This window comes from Bacillus arachidis (genome assembly GCF_030285945.1).
Lineage (GTDB): Bacteria > Bacillota > Bacilli > Bacillales > Bacillaceae_G > Bacillus_A > Bacillus_A arachidis.
The window spans coordinates 102,616-119,477 of record NZ_CP127373.1 but is presented as its reverse complement, the minus strand read 5'-3'; the positions used below and the strand labels follow the sequence as shown (position 1 = coordinate 119,477).

Annotated in this window: 13 protein-coding genes and 4 pseudogenes; 6 read left to right on the top strand and 11 right to left on the bottom strand. The window is 31.3% G+C overall.

Features of this window, described 5'->3' with window-relative positions; translation table 11 throughout:
- Positions 1-101: 101 nt before the first annotated feature.
- From QRY57_RS00645 to QRY57_RS00610, 8 genes are all read right to left on the bottom strand, one after another.
- The gene (locus QRY57_RS00645; protein ID WP_349775656.1) at positions 102-566 is read right to left on the bottom strand and encodes a VOC family protein; all 465 of its coding nucleotides are present in this window, start codon (positions 564-566) and stop codon (positions 102-104) included.
- 176 nt (positions 567-742) lie between these two features.
- Positions 743-2,503 carry a WD40 repeat domain-containing protein gene (locus QRY57_RS00640; RefSeq protein ID WP_286015044.1) on the bottom strand — a complete coding sequence of 587 codons (1,761 nt, stop codon included), beginning with the start codon at positions 2,501-2,503 and terminating at the stop codon, positions 743-745.
- 87 nt (positions 2,504-2,590) lie between these two features.
- Positions 2,591-3,322, bottom strand: coding sequence for a GTP cyclohydrolase II (locus QRY57_RS00635; protein ID WP_286015043.1), 732 nt, complete (start codon positions 3,320-3,322; stop codon positions 2,591-2,593).
- Positions 3,319-4,422 (bottom strand): formylglycine-generating enzyme family protein, encoded by a 1,104-nt coding sequence (locus tag QRY57_RS00630; protein ID WP_286015042.1) that lies wholly within the window; start codon positions 4,420-4,422, stop codon positions 3,319-3,321. Before QRY57_RS00630 ends, QRY57_RS00635 begins: the two co-directional genes overlap by 4 nt.
- 252 nt (positions 4,423-4,674) lie before the next feature.
- A complete protein-coding gene (locus QRY57_RS00625; RefSeq protein ID WP_286015041.1) occupies positions 4,675-5,307 on the bottom strand; it encodes a class I SAM-dependent methyltransferase in 633 nt (210 codons plus the stop codon).
- Positions 5,297-6,265, bottom strand: coding sequence for a pyridoxal-phosphate dependent enzyme (locus QRY57_RS00620; RefSeq protein WP_286015040.1), 969 nt, complete (start codon positions 6,263-6,265; stop codon positions 5,297-5,299). The genes QRY57_RS00625 and QRY57_RS00620 overlap by 11 nt, the downstream gene beginning before the upstream one ends.
- Positions 6,266-6,389: 124 nt before the next feature.
- Positions 6,390-7,643 carry an ATP-grasp domain-containing protein gene (locus tag QRY57_RS00615; RefSeq protein WP_286015039.1) on the bottom strand — a complete coding sequence of 418 codons (1,254 nt, stop codon included), beginning with the start codon at positions 7,641-7,643 and terminating at the stop codon, positions 6,390-6,392.
- The gene (locus tag QRY57_RS00610; protein WP_286015038.1) at positions 7,644-8,852 is read right to left on the bottom strand and encodes an ATP-grasp domain-containing protein; all 1,209 of its coding nucleotides are present in this window, start codon (positions 8,850-8,852) and stop codon (positions 7,644-7,646) included.
- 400 nt (positions 8,853-9,252) lie between these two features.
- On the opposite strand from QRY57_RS00610, the gene QRY57_RS00605 reads away from it, so the two are divergent.
- The 3 genes and pseudogenes from QRY57_RS00605 (at position 9,253) to QRY57_RS00595 (ending at position 13,045) form a co-directional block, all read left to right on the top strand.
- Positions 9,253-9,921: an IS6 family transposase gene (locus QRY57_RS00605; protein WP_286015037.1), complete on the top strand. Its 669-nt coding sequence runs from the start codon at positions 9,253-9,255 to the stop codon at positions 9,919-9,921.
- A 751-nt stretch (positions 9,922-10,672) separates the two neighbouring features.
- The gene (locus QRY57_RS00600; RefSeq protein ID WP_286015211.1) at positions 10,673-11,836 is read left to right on the top strand and encodes a cytochrome P450; all 1,164 of its coding nucleotides are present in this window, start codon (positions 10,673-10,675) and stop codon (positions 11,834-11,836) included.
- A 501-nt stretch (positions 11,837-12,337) separates the two neighbouring features.
- Positions 12,338-13,045, top strand: a pseudogene (locus QRY57_RS00595) (IS6 family transposase).
- Between the two features lie 95 nt (positions 13,046-13,140).
- Here QRY57_RS00595 and QRY57_RS00590 read toward each other — a convergent pair.
- Complete coding sequence (locus QRY57_RS00590; RefSeq protein WP_286015210.1) at positions 13,141-13,317, bottom strand: hypothetical protein; 177 nt, start codon at positions 13,315-13,317, stop codon at positions 13,141-13,143.
- Positions 13,318-13,755: 438 nt separating this feature from the next.
- On the opposite strand from QRY57_RS00590, the gene QRY57_RS00585 reads away from it, so the two are divergent.
- A complete protein-coding gene (locus QRY57_RS00585) occupies positions 13,756-13,962 on the top strand; it encodes a hypothetical protein (protein ID WP_286015209.1) in 207 nt (68 codons plus the stop codon).
- Positions 13,963-14,315: 353 nt separating this feature from the next.
- On the opposite strand, the pseudogene QRY57_RS00580 reads toward QRY57_RS00585, so the two are convergent.
- Positions 14,316-14,507, bottom strand: a pseudogene (locus QRY57_RS00580) (tyrosine-type recombinase/integrase); the annotation flags it as partial.
- A 120-nt stretch (positions 14,508-14,627) separates the two neighbouring features.
- On the opposite strand from QRY57_RS00580, the pseudogene QRY57_RS00575 reads away from it, so the two are divergent.
- Positions 14,628-15,599: pseudogene (locus QRY57_RS00575) on the top strand (tyrosine-type recombinase/integrase); the annotation flags it as partial.
- Here the strand turns inward: QRY57_RS00575 and QRY57_RS00570 are convergent.
- Positions 15,591-16,073: pseudogene (locus QRY57_RS00570) on the bottom strand (IS110 family transposase); the annotation flags it as partial. The pseudogenes QRY57_RS00575 and QRY57_RS00570 sit on opposite strands and share 9 nt — an antisense overlap.
- 363 nt (positions 16,074-16,436) lie before the next feature.
- Here QRY57_RS00570 and QRY57_RS00565 point away from each other — a divergent pair.
- Complete coding sequence (locus QRY57_RS00565; RefSeq protein ID WP_286015208.1) at positions 16,437-16,715, top strand: AbrB/MazE/SpoVT family DNA-binding domain-containing protein; 279 nt, start codon at positions 16,437-16,439, stop codon at positions 16,713-16,715.
- Positions 16,716-16,862: the final 147 nt, after the last annotated feature.

Sequence of the window (16,862 nt, the reverse complement as noted above, 5' to 3'; positions counted from 1 at the left end):
AGTTTTATTATTTAAGTAGTATCTATGATATTTTCTAGAAGAACATAAATGTAATTAAATATTATGATAATCAACTATTAGATAACTTTAACAACTATTTATTAACTATCTTTTACAATTGATTCCCATGCGCTTAAATACATGTTTTTAGTTACTCTAGAGTTATTTTCAAGTTTGCAAATTAGTTCTAAACTATTTTTATCTGGATCATTAAAGTAAATTTTCGCATGCGCTATGCCGTCATTTGTAACCATAACGAATGGTTCAATTGGTTCAAACCCAAATTCTCCCCGCGGGTCAATCCCTTTTTCTTTCAGCCAAGCTACTGCGTTTTTTAATTGGTCCAAAGAAGTACTAAAAGCTATATGTCTCGTTGAAGGATGGTATTTACTTTTTGCTTCCTCAGTTTCCCATAGACCCAACCAACTTTTGTTTTTTTTAATCCAAAAAAATGCTAAACGATTATCTACTGTGTGGGATAATTCTAATCCTAAATTCTCATAAAATGAAATAGATTCTTTTAAGTTACTAACTGGTAAATGTGCTTCGTATAGTTGCTCAATCAATTTAATTCCTCCCTTAATATGATGAATTTTTCGGATTATTTTTATTGAATGATTATTTCTACAAAATCAGACAAGATGTTTCTCTTGTCTGATTTTGTTTGAGAATCATAATAACTTTAATTCCTTTTCCGTATGGAATTAGTAATTAAATACTAGCAGTCCTTATGAACCGACATTTAGATTATTTGGAATTCCTTCTCTTGGTTGAATAATCTGATTTTTTCTTCAAAAAAACCGTTGGAGTTAATAGAATAAACTCCACCATCATATGAACCAGCAATAACTAGATTACTATGTGAATCCATAAAACTTATTCCGTTTGATGCAACTTTAATAATATCTTTTGAGTTATTTTTGATATCCCAAATACTAACGTATCCCCAATAATCCCCGGCAAATAAAACACCTTCATTATTAAAGCTTACTGTTTTAATAGAATAATTGTGTAAATTATGAATACCCTCTAATGTAAATGTTGTTGCATTGTATATTCTCACAATTTTGTCTCTACTAACTGTAGAGATTAAATTTAATTCTTTACTAAATGCCACATCATTTATTATAAATGATGAGCCTATCAACTGTGTAGGTAATTTATTTACGTCATTTTTATCAAAAACATGAACTTGTCCACCAGAAGAACCAGAAACAATTATGTTTTCTTCAATAACCATACCTTTAATGGCACCTTCATTTCCCTTAAACTTATTTTGGACTTCCAAGTTATCAATATCAATTTTATAAATCATTCCCCCATAAGTACCAACGAAAAAAGAATTAGTATAGCTATCAAAAACAATTGAGTTAATTGGCCCTGAATCGAGAGGTATCGTTTTAATTAAACTTTTAACTTTAGTATCAAAAACGTGAATCTCACCTTTATGATCTCCCCACACTGCAAAAGGCTTATGTTTACTGATTCCTACTGCGTTATTTAGTACCTGATTTGTTGATCCAATTTCCTCGTTATTAATTCTGAATATTCCATCATCTGAAGCGGTAGCAATATCTCCGTTATAATTTATTGCAATATCATTTATTGAAGGAGTAGAATTTTTAATCCCTTCTTCTATTAATTGATTGCTTTCTATATCCCATACACAATATTTGTTTCCAAACGTACAACCAACGACAAATTTTTCATTAGGAGTAAACCCAAAAGAAACCTCCCATTGATACATATAAGTTGGTAGTGTATTAATGAGTTCAAATCTTTCATTCCATATTTTAACTTTATGATCGTAAGCTGCTGTTAAAATTAACTTTCCAGAAGGTGAGAATTTGATACATTTTAATCCAATGTCATGAGCAGGAATAGTTCTTATGAATTTATGTGTTTTGGCATCATATTCATCAATGTTCCCATTATCTAAACCCAGAAATATTTTGTGATCTTCTGCTCTCCCATTAATTGTATCTATATCATATTCATATGGACCTAAGTTGTCTATTACATTACCAGTCTTAATATCCCAAACATATACATTTCCGTCGTTATCACTCGAAAATACTTTTTCATTATATGTCCAAACAGATTTGACACTACTTTTATGTTCTGTAAATTCTACTATGATTTTCCCCGTTTTTACTTCCCATACTAGCACTCTACCATCATGTTGATTAGAAGTTGATATAATATACTTGTCATCTGGAGTAAAAGTAACAAATTCCACATCATCAGTATGACCCAAATATGTTTGTACAAGCTGTTCTGTTTCGAGATCAAATAGTCTAATTGTATAATCAGCTGAACCTGATATTAAATATTTAGAATCAGTACTAATTGCTAAACTAGTAATCAAGTGATTATGCTTGGTTACTAGTTTGGATTTCCCTGTTTCAAAATTCCATTTATATAATTTTTTGTCATATCCTCCTGTATATATATATTCCCCTTTATTATCAATAACTAGCGCCCTAATAGGTCCTGTATGCATTTGATTTCCTCCTCATATAAAATTGAAATATATTAAAATTACTCATGTTTTATAAAAATATCAATATGTTAAACGTGTACTGTTATTTTAAAGTTTAATAATATGCTTCATTTTATCTACTTTAGCTTTAATATACTTTTTATTATGTTCGTTATAGTCTACTATAATTCTTTCAGATTTTAGAACTTCTATCCCATTTTTAGTAAGAAAATCAATTTTAGTTGGGTTATTTGTCAATAAAATTATGGGCTTACTTCTTAAATATTTTAAAATTTCTACGGATTCAGTATAGTTACGTGTATCCTCACCGTGACCCAATGCTAAATTTGCTTCAACAGTATCTAGCCCCCTTTGTTGAAGAGAATAAGCCATGGCTTTACTAAAAAGCCCAATCCCTCTTCCTTCATGGTTTGATAAATAAAATAAGGCGCCAGAATTATTTTCATATATCTTTTTTAATGAACTTCTAAGTTGGGCGCCACAATCACATTTTTGACTTCCAAAAATATCACCTGTATGACAAATACTGTGAAACCTTACTTTTAGATACATGTCATTTTCTATGTCACCATAGGTTAAAATAGAACTTTGTTGAATTTCATTGTGTTTTAAAGCAGGTAATTTATTTATTAATTCTTCTTTAGACCACTTTTCATTTTGTTTAAACCAGGTATACCATTTAAAATTAACAACAGAATCCTCAATATAAATTGGTAAATCCACGGGGCCAAATAAATATATATATTCATCTGTATTTTGCATCTTAATTATATTTAAATTTGCACTAAGCACCTCATAATGTTCAATATTTATAATCATATTCCCCACCCATGATATCTTTTTAGTTCTAAATTATTTTTTTCTGTTTTGTTAGACTGATTCACAGTGAAAAATTGATCTATCTCTTCTAAGGAAGGTCTTTTACAAAGGTAAATGTCACCTATAATATCTTCAATTTTTAATAAAATCTCAGAGTCTTTATTTTTAAAACTACCAAACAACTCAACTATTTCTGTGGGTAGTGATTTAATGTTAACTATAGTCTTTATATCATTTAATAAGTGAACCACTATTGTGTCTGAGTCAATATTTAATATTTTTCCTAAAACAAAATCACCAAGCTTTAAGCTGTTTGATTTTTGAACACTTTGATACATAATTGATGTAATATTGGTAGTGTTTTTTCTTTTAACAACCCTGAAACCTGTATATAGACTTGGATGATTTCCATGTCTTCTAGTGCTTCTTGCTAAGTCAATACCATGTTCACTAGTACCTCCTCTAAGTATTGGATAATTTAAAAGGTTTGAGTAGATTAATTTACTGTTTTTATAAGGCTTATTGTAACTTCTTGTCCACTCTTCTACATTGCCAGCCAAATCATATACGCCATATACAGAAACATTCTCTAAATGTGTCTTAATATTAATAGGTTCAGATGGGATTCCGTTTTTTCTGATATTCAAAATCTCATAATTTTCGGAATCCCCCCAAGGAAATGTTCTATCACCAGTTCCTCTAGAACTTTTTTCCCATTCATATTCTGTTGGTAAATCAATCCATTCATCTAGGATAAAAGACAACCAAGCGCAAAAAGACAAAGCTAATTCATAACTAATAGGATAGGCTGGTAAGTTCATGTTGTGATTATCAATGTTATATTTTAATTCTTTTGGAATAGAGAGTTTAGAGTTGTAATTGAAAAATTCACTCATCATACCGACAGTAATTGGAGAGTCTGATATATCATATTCATCTAGATATACTTCATTTAATGGTGTTTCTTTTAATAACCATTCAATAGGAATTCTATATTCTTCTGATTTCTTAACGAAATCTTCCATATTCCAATCTATACCAAACCGAAATTTTCCAGATGGTATCCTGCAAAAATTTATGCTGTTTAAATATTTCAACATAGCTTCTCCTCACTTCATCAAATACTAGATAGGTAGAAATTCATTTTCCATAAAATTATCTTTATTGCTGTACTTTTAAGTACACTTATTTAATACTAGAGTTTATATTGTAGATTTTTTCTTATACAAAAGAAAAAAATCGTAGATTTAAGTTTATCTATCGTGATTAAACATTTTTACTTTCGAATATTTTTAAATTAAGTAGATAATATCTGCACCTCATTAAGCATGTAAATATTTATAACTTATACCCTATACCCTTCTTTTCGAAATTACTTCTAATAAGAATCGATTTCTTTCAACATTATGAATGCGCTTTATGCTCTCAACTTCAAAATCCTCACCTAAAAGAGACTTTAGTTCGAGTGCATTGAACTTATTTCTTATTTTCCCACTAGGAAGAATTTCAACCTTGTGCATTTTTTCGTTTTCTTCCCCATCATCATATGCAGATACTATTAAAAGATATTTTCCATCTTTGGTTAATATGTTACTTACCTTTTTTAGATAGTTTGGGATATCTTCATATCTCTGATGATGTAAGCAGCCTACGTCAAGTACATTCGTAAATAGATTCTCTTCATTATTCCAGTGTAAGAAATGGCTGTGATAGAATTTAACTTTTCCCGGATATTTTGATTCAAGGAACTCCCATACTTTTTGTTGAGTGATATCTATTCCGACGAAATAAAATCCTTTTTCTAAAAAGATGTGTGCATTTTGAGCCTTTCCTGTTCCAATGTCTAAAATTTTTCTATCATTTCCCTTCAAAGAATCTGCATAATTTATTATATGAGTATTTAAGAAACTATCTCTTGTCCACAAATCTAGACCTTCTGAATAGCTCTTTTTAAAACTATTCTCTAATACTTGATTATAATCCATTACTAATCAAATCCCATTCCTCTAAACTTCCTTTATCAGGAAAAACGGTCACAACATTAAAGTTATCCTTTTGCTCTGCAATCTTTCTTGAAACAATTAGATTAGCTGCAGCTGACGAACCAATTTGAATGTTTGTTTCTTTATAGAATCTCTCCATTTCTATTAATGCATCCTCATATTTTATTTTCCAATGCTCTTTAAACATATGCTCCTTTCTTTGCACAAACTTCTGTTTTTCCCCATAACCTAATCCACTAGTTCCCGATAATTTAGTCATGGTATTTGGTTTTTCTGTTGTACCATATGGCTGCTCTGCAGGTGAAACAGGGTGTAATTCAATACTAGGAAAATATTCTTGAAGCTTTTCGTATACCCCCATTAAGGTGCCTCCGCTACCGATCGCTGCCACCCATGCATTTAATTTAATTCCTCTAAGTTGATTTATGATCTCTTTACCAGTCCAATTCTTATGAATATTAAAGTTTGCTTCATTTACGTGCTGATATAAAAAAGTGTATGAAGGGTTTTCCTTACTTACCTTTATTGTGTGTTGCATTACTCCCCAAAAACCATCTTCACTACTGTATGGTATAAGGTTTGCATTTTTTTCTTTTAAAAAATCTATTAAACTTTTTTTGTATGTTTTACTTGTTCCTGGACTAAAAACTAAATTTAATTCTACACCTGCGCGATAACATATTTCGGCAAGTGATTTCCCTAAATTCCCGCCGCTATATTCCAGAATTTTACTTTCTTGATGAAAATCCCCCATATCTCTTGCATTTTTAATTAATCCATAAGCGGTCCTGTCTTTTATTGAACCAGTTGGGTTTGTCCATTCGCATTTTGCATAAATATTACTTCCATTTGATAATGAGATTTGTATAAGTGGTGTATTACCAGTTGCGTTTTTAAAATCACTTAAAACATGATCAATATTATTTCTTAAAGTTTGCAATTAGAACACCTCTTTACTTATTATTAGTAAATTATATATACCTATCGAATGGTTAAGATAGGAGATTTTATAATTTATTCGATTTAAGTATTAAATATATTGATTAAGCTACACTTCCAGAAATTTAACAATTATAATTTTTTTGATTTACTTTTATTGAAAATAAATCTTTTATTCTAAGTATTTCATTTATCACTTCGTGCTCAGAATCACCCTCTATAATTACATAGCCAAGTCTGTCAAAATTAGATTTAAGTCCATTGAGTTTATGTCCTATGTTTTTATTTAATGAAGCTTTTTGTACGAGTCTACTATTTGTAATCTCGTTCCAACCTAGGACTTGACTTAAAAATCCTTTTTGGGGAGATGTAAAATGATAAGAACCCGCTATTTTTCTCGATTTAATAACCAATTTGTTATTTTTTTGTAGATATAGGTTTAGTAAATAATTTGATATATTAATGCCATAAGATAGTTCAATTAATTTTGGAATCACTCCACCTGCTAGTCTTGGATTAATCTCTATGAATACGGGTCCATCTGCAGATAAAATAAACTCAATATGTGAAAAACCAAAGTTAAAATTTAAACAATTTAATATTTTCATTGTCAACATCTCTATTTCTTTTGCTTGAAAGATTTCTGATGGAAAGATAGAACCTACCTCAATAAAATATGGGTATCCTTCTAACTCTCTCTTAGTAATACCAATAATTTCATGATGACCTTTGCAAGATACTGTTTCAACACTTATTAGGTCACCTTCAATAAATTTTTCGACTAAATATCCATCGTTTTTCGGTACACTTCTACTGAAAGTGTTCACTTTTTCAGATATTTCATAGTGTTGAATAACCTCTTCTTTTGAATGATTCACTTTTACAAATAAACTTCCCGTACCATTAATTGGTTTAATTATTATAGGATATCCTATGGATTCTGAAACATTAATTATTTCATTTAGGGTCTTAGCATATTGATAACTAGGTGAAGGGATACAGAAATTACTTAGTAATTTTCTGGTTAAATATTTGTTACGTGCAATATCTGCTGATTGAGGATTTAAACCTGCAACACCAAAGTGTTCGGCTAAATGTGCTACTACATTTGAGTGGATTTCATTTAGAGTAATAATTGCATCAATTTCTTTATAGGAAAAATTATTTTCAATGAAATTAATTAAAACTTGAGTATTATATGTACTTGATACTTCTACTACTTCATCAACTCTACCTAGTGGATGTTTATCTAATGTATTACCACGAAGGTAATACTGTAGATCTGAAGTAATAAAGATTACATAATGGCCAAGTTTTTTGGCTTCTAACATCACATCTAAACCGATAGGGTTCGTTTCAATAAATAAAATTTTTGCCACTTATTTTTTAACTCCCTTTTCTTGTTTTATCATAAATTTAATTTGATTAGCTAAAAACATAGCTGTTTGTAAGCTCAAATGGGAATTTACACCTGTACAAACTATATGGCCTAAACGATCGGAAGTATCTGTCCATTTTTTTATGAAACACCCTGGTTTAACTCGAATATTTATGTCACAAACATTCGTATTTTTAGACACTAATTCAATACCTTCAACTTTTTCTACTATGCCTTCCTCCTTAGCATCAAAATAATATATTGATGCAGAACCAACTCCTTTTTTAGGTTGATAAACAATATCAAACATTGAATTTATTGCTAATTCAAAAACATCAATTCCTAGCCCGTTCTCAATTAGATGATAAAATTTTCCTCCAGGTCTTAATTGCACTTCAATTATTTTCACTTCGGTATCAAGAACTTTAATTTCTGTATGAGCTAGTCCAAACTTTACATTTAAAACATCAAGTACTCTTGCTACTTTATTGAAAATAAAATCCCGCTTTTTATCATCAATTTCACTTGGAATAACATGGTACTTCCCTACAAAATTAGGAGGTCCAGTATTATATTTATCTGTTATAGCAATTAATTGATGATGACCTTTATTAGTAAAAGTTTCAACACTAAAGTCATCACCTTCCAAATAAGATTCAGCTAAGACTGGAGTATTAAAGTTATTACTACTATAGCGAAATGCTTCTTTTATATTTTTCTTATCATTTACTGAAATAACTCCTTTACTTCCCATACCGCTGACAGGTTTTAGCACTAACTGTTTGTTCCGAAGCTTATTATAAAATTCAACTACTTCTTCTTCGTTTCTACATAATTGGAACTTTACATTGCATTCGGGAATACTATTAAGGCAACATCTAAATAAATATTTGTCCATTGTATTTTTTACAGCTTGAACCTGCATTCCTGGTAACTTTAACATTTCAGCACATTGAGCTGCCTGTAATAATCCTCCTTCTGAAAAAGAAATAACTCCATCAAAAGGATCTGATTCATGTAAAGCATTAATAATTTTTAGGAGGTCATCTTTATCACTTAAAATTAAAGTTCGAGAAGCGTATTCGATTGCTTTATTACCAAATTTTAAGTCTTTTTTATTTACAACTAATGTAATTTTGTGGCCTAATAAATCCAATTTTTTCTGGGCATATGGTAAACCACTAATCAATAATATGTGTTTTATTTTCAATCACTCCATTTAACCAAGATAATTATAAACTATATATAATAAACACCATTAGCTCTCAGTATTAAATGTATCCTATAATTAGTTGTAAAAGAGTAGTTTAAACCAGATATCATTTTAGGCCATAATTCTCCTTCGAAACTCTATCAATTAAATCATATTCTCAATTTATCAACCTCCTGCGTCTCTACTATCTTTATGGCTTAAAGATTATTACATTATATGGTAATAGTCAACTTTTTTTGATATTTCTAACTTTTTATTTTATATTAAATAGTAACTATTTTAATCTAAAATATATGATTTTCCTTTTTTTATTCTTAGAATTATTGGTTCTGGCGCAAAAAATCTCTTAAACTTGGACATACTGATATTACTACTCTACAAAAGGTGTGTGATCAGTATGGAAAAGGAGAATTCGTTCAAATGGAAGCATTATCAGCCGGAACTAATCTTATTAACAGTAAGGTGGTACCTACGGTACAATTTGAGCTTTCGTAACCTGGTGGAAATGATGGAGGAAAGAGGATTATCAATTGCTCACACAACGATTATGCGCTGGGTTCATCAATATGGACCTCAACTAGAAGAGAAAGTACGACATCATCTTAAGCCAACAAATGACTCGTGGAGAGTCGATGAAACATATATCAAAATAAAAGGTCAATGGATGTACTTATATCGTGCAGTCGATTCAGAAGGGTATACAATTGATTTTTATCTAAGTCAATCAAGAGATAAACAAATAGTCAAGCGCTTTTTCAAGAAAGCCTTGGCTTTTTCGTACGTTTCTAAACTTCGCGTGATAACAGTAGATAGGAATCCTGCCTATCCTGTAGCGATTCAAGAATTAAAAGAAGAGAAACATATGCCTAAAGGCATACAACTAAGGCAAGTTAGATATCTCAATAATATAGTGGAACAAGATCATCGTTTTATTAAGAAACGCGTGCGTTCTATGTTGGGATTCAAGTCATTTAAAACAGCAACTTCCATATTGAGTGGTGTTGAAGCCATGCATATGATCAAAAAAGAACAGATTGATTTACGAGATCAGTCTGTTCAAAATTAGCAAGAATTCATCCATCAATTGTTTGGACTGGTAGCATAAAATACAATTCTGTTAGGGATATATACACTTTATTCTCTTTTATTTTATTTTTGCACCAGAACCAAAAAGAGCCTTATAAATTTAGGGCTTTTTTTCGTTTTAGGGTAATTTTGAATTTTTAAGTTGATGGATGTGTGGTGGTACCCCATGCCCATCAACTTAAGAGAAAAAGTTATCCCAAAAAAGAGAAAAATAAACTTCGATGCTATAAAAACACAAAATTTCCATTTAGGGGGTACTTTAAAATCTTAGCTTGATAGCGATGGGGTACTTCAAAATCTTAAGTTGATGGGCATGTATGGTGACCCCCTTTAGATAAACAGATCCAAAGGGGCAAAACATCGCAACTTTGTTCAAAATTAAAACTTTATATATGTCATAATATTCATAATAATCAAAATAATATTTCTACAAATTCAAAATATTTACATTTATGCTAAAAATGTTAAATTTGATTTATGAATTATAAATCAACTACGGAGTTTTAATGAGAAAAGAAAAAAGTTTACTGACATCGCTTTAGCGAGTGCGATAATAGCTGATGAATTTAGCATAACTCATGCTGCTCCTATTTATGCTAATAAGATTCAATCAGTTTCCAAATTAGAATCCCTTCTTGAGGAGACAATTAAGGAGGGTATTGGTGATTAGGAGAGCTCTTGTTAATTTATAGAAAAAGATAAAACATTATTTTTTGTGAAAGGAGACGATTATGTTACAAAAAATAGAACTTAAATATGATCCTCTCGATCCTGAAACATTATTGAATCCATATCCTATTTATAAAAAGTTAAGAGAGAACGCTCCCGTTTATTGGCATGAGGGAATGAAATCATGGGTATTAACAAGATACGATGATTGTAAAGAAGTGCTACGTAATCATGAAGTGTTTACAACTGATAGGAGACGAGTTGGAGTGGAAATTCCAGATGTACGTCATACTGTTCAATCTTTGGATCCACCTGACAATATACCTTTGCGTAATCTATTAACGAGAGCCTTTAATTCACAGGATATTAATAATGTTCGAGAGAAAATACATGTATTAATTAAAGATATTTTTAAAAAACACAAATCAATAAATGAATTTGATTTTATGAGAGAGGTTTCCGCTCCGCTAGCATTAAGTATGACAGCAATTACACTTGGTGTTGATGAGCCAAACTTGGATTCTTTTCTTGAAATATCGGAAGCTATTACTCGACAAATGGATTCAGGACTAAGACCTGAGAATATTGAACCAGGTAATCAAGCACGCGAAAAACTCAATACTCTTGTTGGTGAGTGGTTTGCTGCTGAAGATAGGCCAGGAATTGTTTCATACATTAGAAAGCATGCTCAAAACACAAATGTTCCTGAGCATTACATTCGTAATACAACTGGTACGATGTTCAATGCAAGTTTTGGATCTTTATATGCTGTATTTGGTAATGTTGTACTTGCTCTATTAGAACACCCAGAAGTATTTGATAAATTAAATGATAAATCTTTAATTGACACTGGGGTGGATGAATTAATTCGTTTTGATGGACCAGCACAAGGAACGGGTCGCATAGCTGCCAAAACGACAAAAATTAGAGATACTACAATTCAGAAAGGTGATGTAATTGTAGTACTGTTTGCTGCAGCCAATAGGGATCCGGAAGTGTTTCCTGAACCTGATAGTATAATTCTTGACCGTTCAAAAAATCCACATCTGGGGTTTGGTTGGGGACCACATACATGTGTAGGAACTTTTTTTGGTAAATTAGCAATTAAAGAATTGATTTTATGTCTTTTAGAAGAGTCGAGTCGTTTACGATTATTGAGACGCCCAACACGTAGGGTCACAGCTACTTCAAGAGGTATTGAGTTGTTGCCAGTTTCTTTTTCCTAACAATATTAGTTAATTTATTATGTGTTTTAAATTTCTGTTCTCCAAATATCCATTAAAGGAGGTGATAATATGAATTACAATCACTAAGAAAATACATCCCTAAGGGCCAAGCTCAATATCTTGAGCTTGGCTCACATTTCCTCAAGTTAATCCCCCCTTCTTTAGATAAACATATCCGTAATACAATTTTTTTAAAAATGGTTAAACTATATTTTAAATATATGTTTCAACTTATTATGAAAGGTACACCTTTAAAATTCGTTTTGCTGTTTTATATTTAATTAGATAGATAATTCTTGGTATACCTTTACATTTCTTTTTCATTGATTTTGTCCATTTATCATTTTAATAATTATATTTCTTAAATTAATTTTATAAGGACTTAACTTCTAGAAAATTACATAAAATAGCATTTTGATTGTACTGTTGTAGGTTCTGGTGCAAGAAGTCTAGTAAACTTTTCCATACTGATACTAGTACTCTAAAAAGGACGTGATCAGTATGGAAAAGCAAAATTTGTTCAAGTGGAAACATTATCAACCTGACATTATTTTATTAACAGTGAGATGGTACCTACGGTACAACCTTAAGTTTCGTAACTTGGTGGAAATGATGGAAGAACGCGGTTTATCGATGGCTCACACAACGATTATGCGTTGGGTTCATCAATATGGACCGGAATTAGATGAAAGGATAAGACCTCATCTTAAGCTAACAAATGATTCCTGGAGAGTCGATGAAACGTATATCAAAGTAAAAGTTCAATGGATGTATCTATATCGTGCAGTGGACTCCGAAGGAACCACCATTGATTTTTATCTTAGCAAAAATAGAAATACCCAATCAGCCAAGTGCTTTTTCAAAAAAGCCTTGGCTTCTTCGCATGTGTCCTCTCCCCGCGTGATCACAGTCGATAAGAATCTAGCGTAACCTGTAGCGATTCAAGAATTACAAAAAGAAAAAAGCATGCCTTCTGGCACGCAAATGAGACAACAGAAGTACCTAAACAATATCATTGAGCAAGACCATCGCATTATAAAGAAGCGAGTTCGTTCTATGCTAGGATTGAAATCGTTTCGAACTGCCACAAAGATATTGAGTGGTATGGAAGCGATGCATATGCTTCGAAAGAAGCAAGTTTTCTTACGGGAGAAGTCCGTCAAAAACCAGAAGGAATTTATACATCAGTTGTTTGGATTTACAGCATAAGGTAGGATTCTGAAAGAAGTCTACTTGTTTTTCAAGCTTTCATTGTATTTGCACCAGAACCCTTATTTTTTAGGTTGTTGAGAATATTGAAAGTTTTAAGTAGACAGCATATTATCTGGTTTCTTATTTTTATGTACTGTAGAATTTGTATCATATAGATTGTTTAATAAACAATTATACTCTTTTCTTGTAATTTCTTTATTATATAATTGAATTAATAAATCTTTATGTTCTTTTGAAAAGGCCATTTTATCAAAAAACTTAGGATACATAGCACCATTCTCTCCGCTTCCTGTTGAATTTATGTTTTGTATTTTGTAACTGAGAATTAGAAAAGTCCCTATCTATCATTATAGATAGGGACTTTTCAGCTGCTGTTGTAGATACCGTTGTATAGTATAAACATTAGGTGTCTTTTAAAGTATAGCATAAAAATTACAATATATTTAGATTTTATATATTATGAAATACAGAACCCCGACGGCTACTGAATTTATATCTTTCTTGAATTGTTTTCCTTTAAAATATCTCATGCCTGATTCTCCTAGATCCTATTTTCTAGAGTGTAGCTTTATGTAAAAAACTTTGCAACAGAACCATAGTAAGTAATTTATCTTCATTCCTCCTTAGGGTAAATTTATTTGTTAATCTTATTATTTAAATGTATAATTGTATTAAAAGTTATAATTTTTAGAATCGAGGTGTCAATAATGCGAAGTTTAGTTTCATTAGTAACTTCAATTATCTGCTCAATCATACTTTTAATTTTTAATACCTATACCTTCTATGACAAATACACAAGTGGAAGCACATATTTTTGGATAAACGGCATCCTAACTTTGGCATTTTTATCATTTCTTATTATTGATCTACGAAATCTCCTTAATAAAAACTACAAAACTTCAGAATCAAACTAAGGAGCCTATTATGGTTCCTTTTTCTATGCAAAATACAAAAGCAGCGGATTCGCTACTTTAAAGTAAATGATTTAGTCTTAAATTTTCTGGTACTGGTGCAAAAATTCTATAAATCATTTCCGTTTGTTAACTCATTTAACGCTAAGTGGAATATATCTGTATCTTCATTATAGCAAGGTTCTACACGCTTCCCTATGGATATGTTAATTGTTTAGGGAATCTTGGCGAAGAACTAATGAATCCTTATAAGAACAAACAGAAAAAACAGGTATATAATCAATTTTAATTATGTAAAAAATACATAACTATAGACAGTGGTATTGAATCTGTTCAATACAAAATATGCGATATAATTAGAATTCATCTTCCGAAATTAGATTTCCAGCATCATTATCTTTCGTTAATCGTTGTTTCAAATAATTTTCTTTTGTCGTTCTATCATTTTTATGACCAACTGCAGCTGCAATTACATGAGGTGCAAGCCCCTTGTAGTCATATAAGTACTGCACATAGAAATGTCTAAAAAAGTGAGGGGTAATACGTATTTTCTATAGTTGTTCTTTACTTTCATTTTTATAAAATTTAATCCTTCTATGTAAATTATTTTGAATGTAATTCAGTTATAATAATAGATATAAAAGGAATTTATAAGGAGTTGAAGAACAATGAAATTTGAATTGAATACAGTTCATAGTGAAACTTCTTTAGAAAATATAGAGAAACAAAAACAAAATTTCACAAACATAATTGCAGCATGGAATCGTGATTATATAGATGAAGCTGAATTTAAAAAGGAAAATAACGAAAGAGAAGATACTTATACATACGAAGGATTTTCAGACGAAGAGATACTGTACTATTACTTAAACCGCCAAAAACACTTTGACCAGGAGAAGCGTATAAAAGATGAATCCAGAACTCTATATGCTCGTGATTTGAGTCAGTTCTATTTTTTTATCAAACAAAGTACAGAATTTCTGCAGCAAGATGTAAAAGATTATAAAGTTGGCCAAGTCTGGAGGAATCTAAGGAAGCGCCATATCCGTAACTATCAAACATGGCTGTCCCAGGAGGCAATTTCCAATCAATCAAAAGAAAAATACAAAGCATCTACGATTAGTCGGAAACTTGGTGTGATCCGTTCGTATTTGAAATGGCTATATGAAATTCAATATATCCAGGAACCTCTTCATATGGAAATTCTAAGTACGACCGTTAATAAACACCATAAACCAAAACGCGAGTTATCATATGAGGAAGTGAAGCAGTTGCTTCATTACTATAAGGATAATGAAATCAATTATGCTTTATTATCGGTCCTGGCTACCACTGGATTACGTGTGGCAGAAGTGGCACATGCATTGTGGGAAGACATTGAATATGACGATATACGTGGACGTTATTATTTAACAGTAGATACAAAGGGTGATAACGAACGGATTGTTTCTATTAATAAGGTGATTTTTAATCGCATCGTTGCGTTTCGAATACGGAGAAGATTACCCGTAGATATCGGAAATAAAAATGGCGGGACTATATTCCAAACCAAGAATCATACTGCTTATAGGGAAAATTATCTATCACAATATATTTCTAAGATTATAAAAGATACAAACTTATCCTTTACAGAGAATATGTTGTTTTTCTTTTGTTAAGGCATGTACGAGTTGATAACGAGAACGAGTTAACTGTTGTAAGGCAATGTATTGCTCTTCCTTCACAATCGACATCGTATGACGTCCAAAACGAACATAGTCTGCAATGACAAATGCATCAATGGCATCTGTTTTATCCATCTCTGGATAACTTTTCTTAAAGTTTGCAATTTGTTTTGGATTAATCATAAACACTTGAGAACCGTAGGTTCTTAGCTCCTTATCATTGTGAAGAAACATAGCTGGATGGTAGCTATAAATCGACGTAGATTCTAAGCCAATCTTAATCACTTCACAGGTTAATTTGGAAGCTGTGTTCAGAATTTTTTCTTTTAATATTATGGCTCCAGGTAAGTCATTTGTAATGGTGAACGATTCTAATCGATCACCTTCACCATTTAAAAAACAAACTTTTGCATCTTGAGAGCTCACATCTAAACCAACAAATAGTTTCATGAGAGAGTTCCTCCTTTCTTTTAGAATCATTGGAAAATCTCTTTCTTGGACGTCTGGGGATATCCCTAGTGTGAACGCTGACCAACATCCTCGTGTATAAGAACTTACCCTTGCTTCAAAAGCCGCCCTAGCGCTACTAACAGCTAGGTTTGAATTAAGGAGAACAGCCTGTGAGTAGGAAGAATAAAGCGAACACTGGGAAACAGTCTTTTAATGTAGTTAAAGCCTACAGGGAGAGGGAGAATTGTCCCAAATGATCCTTACTTTCATTATCTAGGAATATCCTCAGACGTCCAAGAGAACATTGTGTTAAATCGTCGCTTGAAAGAGTAACTAAAAAATAATATACGAGGGAGAGGTTTCATGAAATCAACAGGAGTAACTCGAAAATTAGATCAATTAGGACGTATTGTTATACCAATGGAGTTAAGACGCACACTGGAAATTGAAGAAAAGACACCATTAGAGATTTATGTAGAAGGTGAAAAGATCATCTTGAAAAAATATGAAACTAAAGGAGCTTGTACAATAACAGGGGAAGTATCTGATAAAAATATTACTTTAGCAGACGGAAAGATTACGCTAAGTCCAGCAGGTGCAGAGCTTATAATAGAGGAATTACAGAAGTATCTTGTAAAATAATTGGCTCCTCTAAGAGGAGCTTTTTTAAGTCACATCAAAAAAATTTCACGTACCGTATTGTTTAATAAAACAAATGTCACAAAATACTAGTATACATTTAATCCTGGGGACTCTTCTGTTCCCTTTTTGGATAGCTAAATATATAAA

Excerpts from the sequence above, each read along its gene's own strand:
- QRY57_RS00625 (WP_286015041.1), bottom strand. The coding sequence starts at position 5,307 with ATGGATTATAATCAAGTATTAGAGAATAGTTTTAAAAAGAGCTATTCA.
- QRY57_RS00585 (WP_286015209.1), top strand. The coding sequence starts at position 13,756 with ATGCGAAGTTTAGTTTCATTAGTAACTTCAATTATCTGCTCAATCATA.
- QRY57_RS00640 (WP_286015044.1), bottom strand. The coding sequence starts at position 2,503 with ATGCATACAGGACCTATTAGGGCGCTAGTTATTGATAATAAAGGGGAA.
- QRY57_RS00630 (WP_286015042.1), bottom strand. The coding sequence starts at position 4,422 with ATGTTGAAATATTTAAACAGCATAAATTTTTGCAGGATACCATCTGGA.
- QRY57_RS00600 (WP_286015211.1), top strand. The coding sequence starts at position 10,673 with ATGTTACAAAAAATAGAACTTAAATATGATCCTCTCGATCCTGAAACA.
- QRY57_RS00635 (WP_286015043.1), bottom strand. The coding sequence starts at position 3,322 with ATGATTATAAATATTGAACATTATGAGGTGCTTAGTGCAAATTTAAAT.
- QRY57_RS00565 (WP_286015208.1), top strand. The coding sequence starts at position 16,437 with ATGAAATCAACAGGAGTAACTCGAAAATTAGATCAATTAGGACGTATT.
- QRY57_RS00590 (WP_286015210.1), bottom strand. The coding sequence starts at position 13,317 with ATGTATCCTAAGTTTTTTGATAAAATGGCCTTTTCAAAAGAACATAAA.
- QRY57_RS00605 (WP_286015037.1), top strand. The coding sequence starts at position 9,253 with ATGGAAAAGGAGAATTCGTTCAAATGGAAGCATTATCAGCCGGAACTA.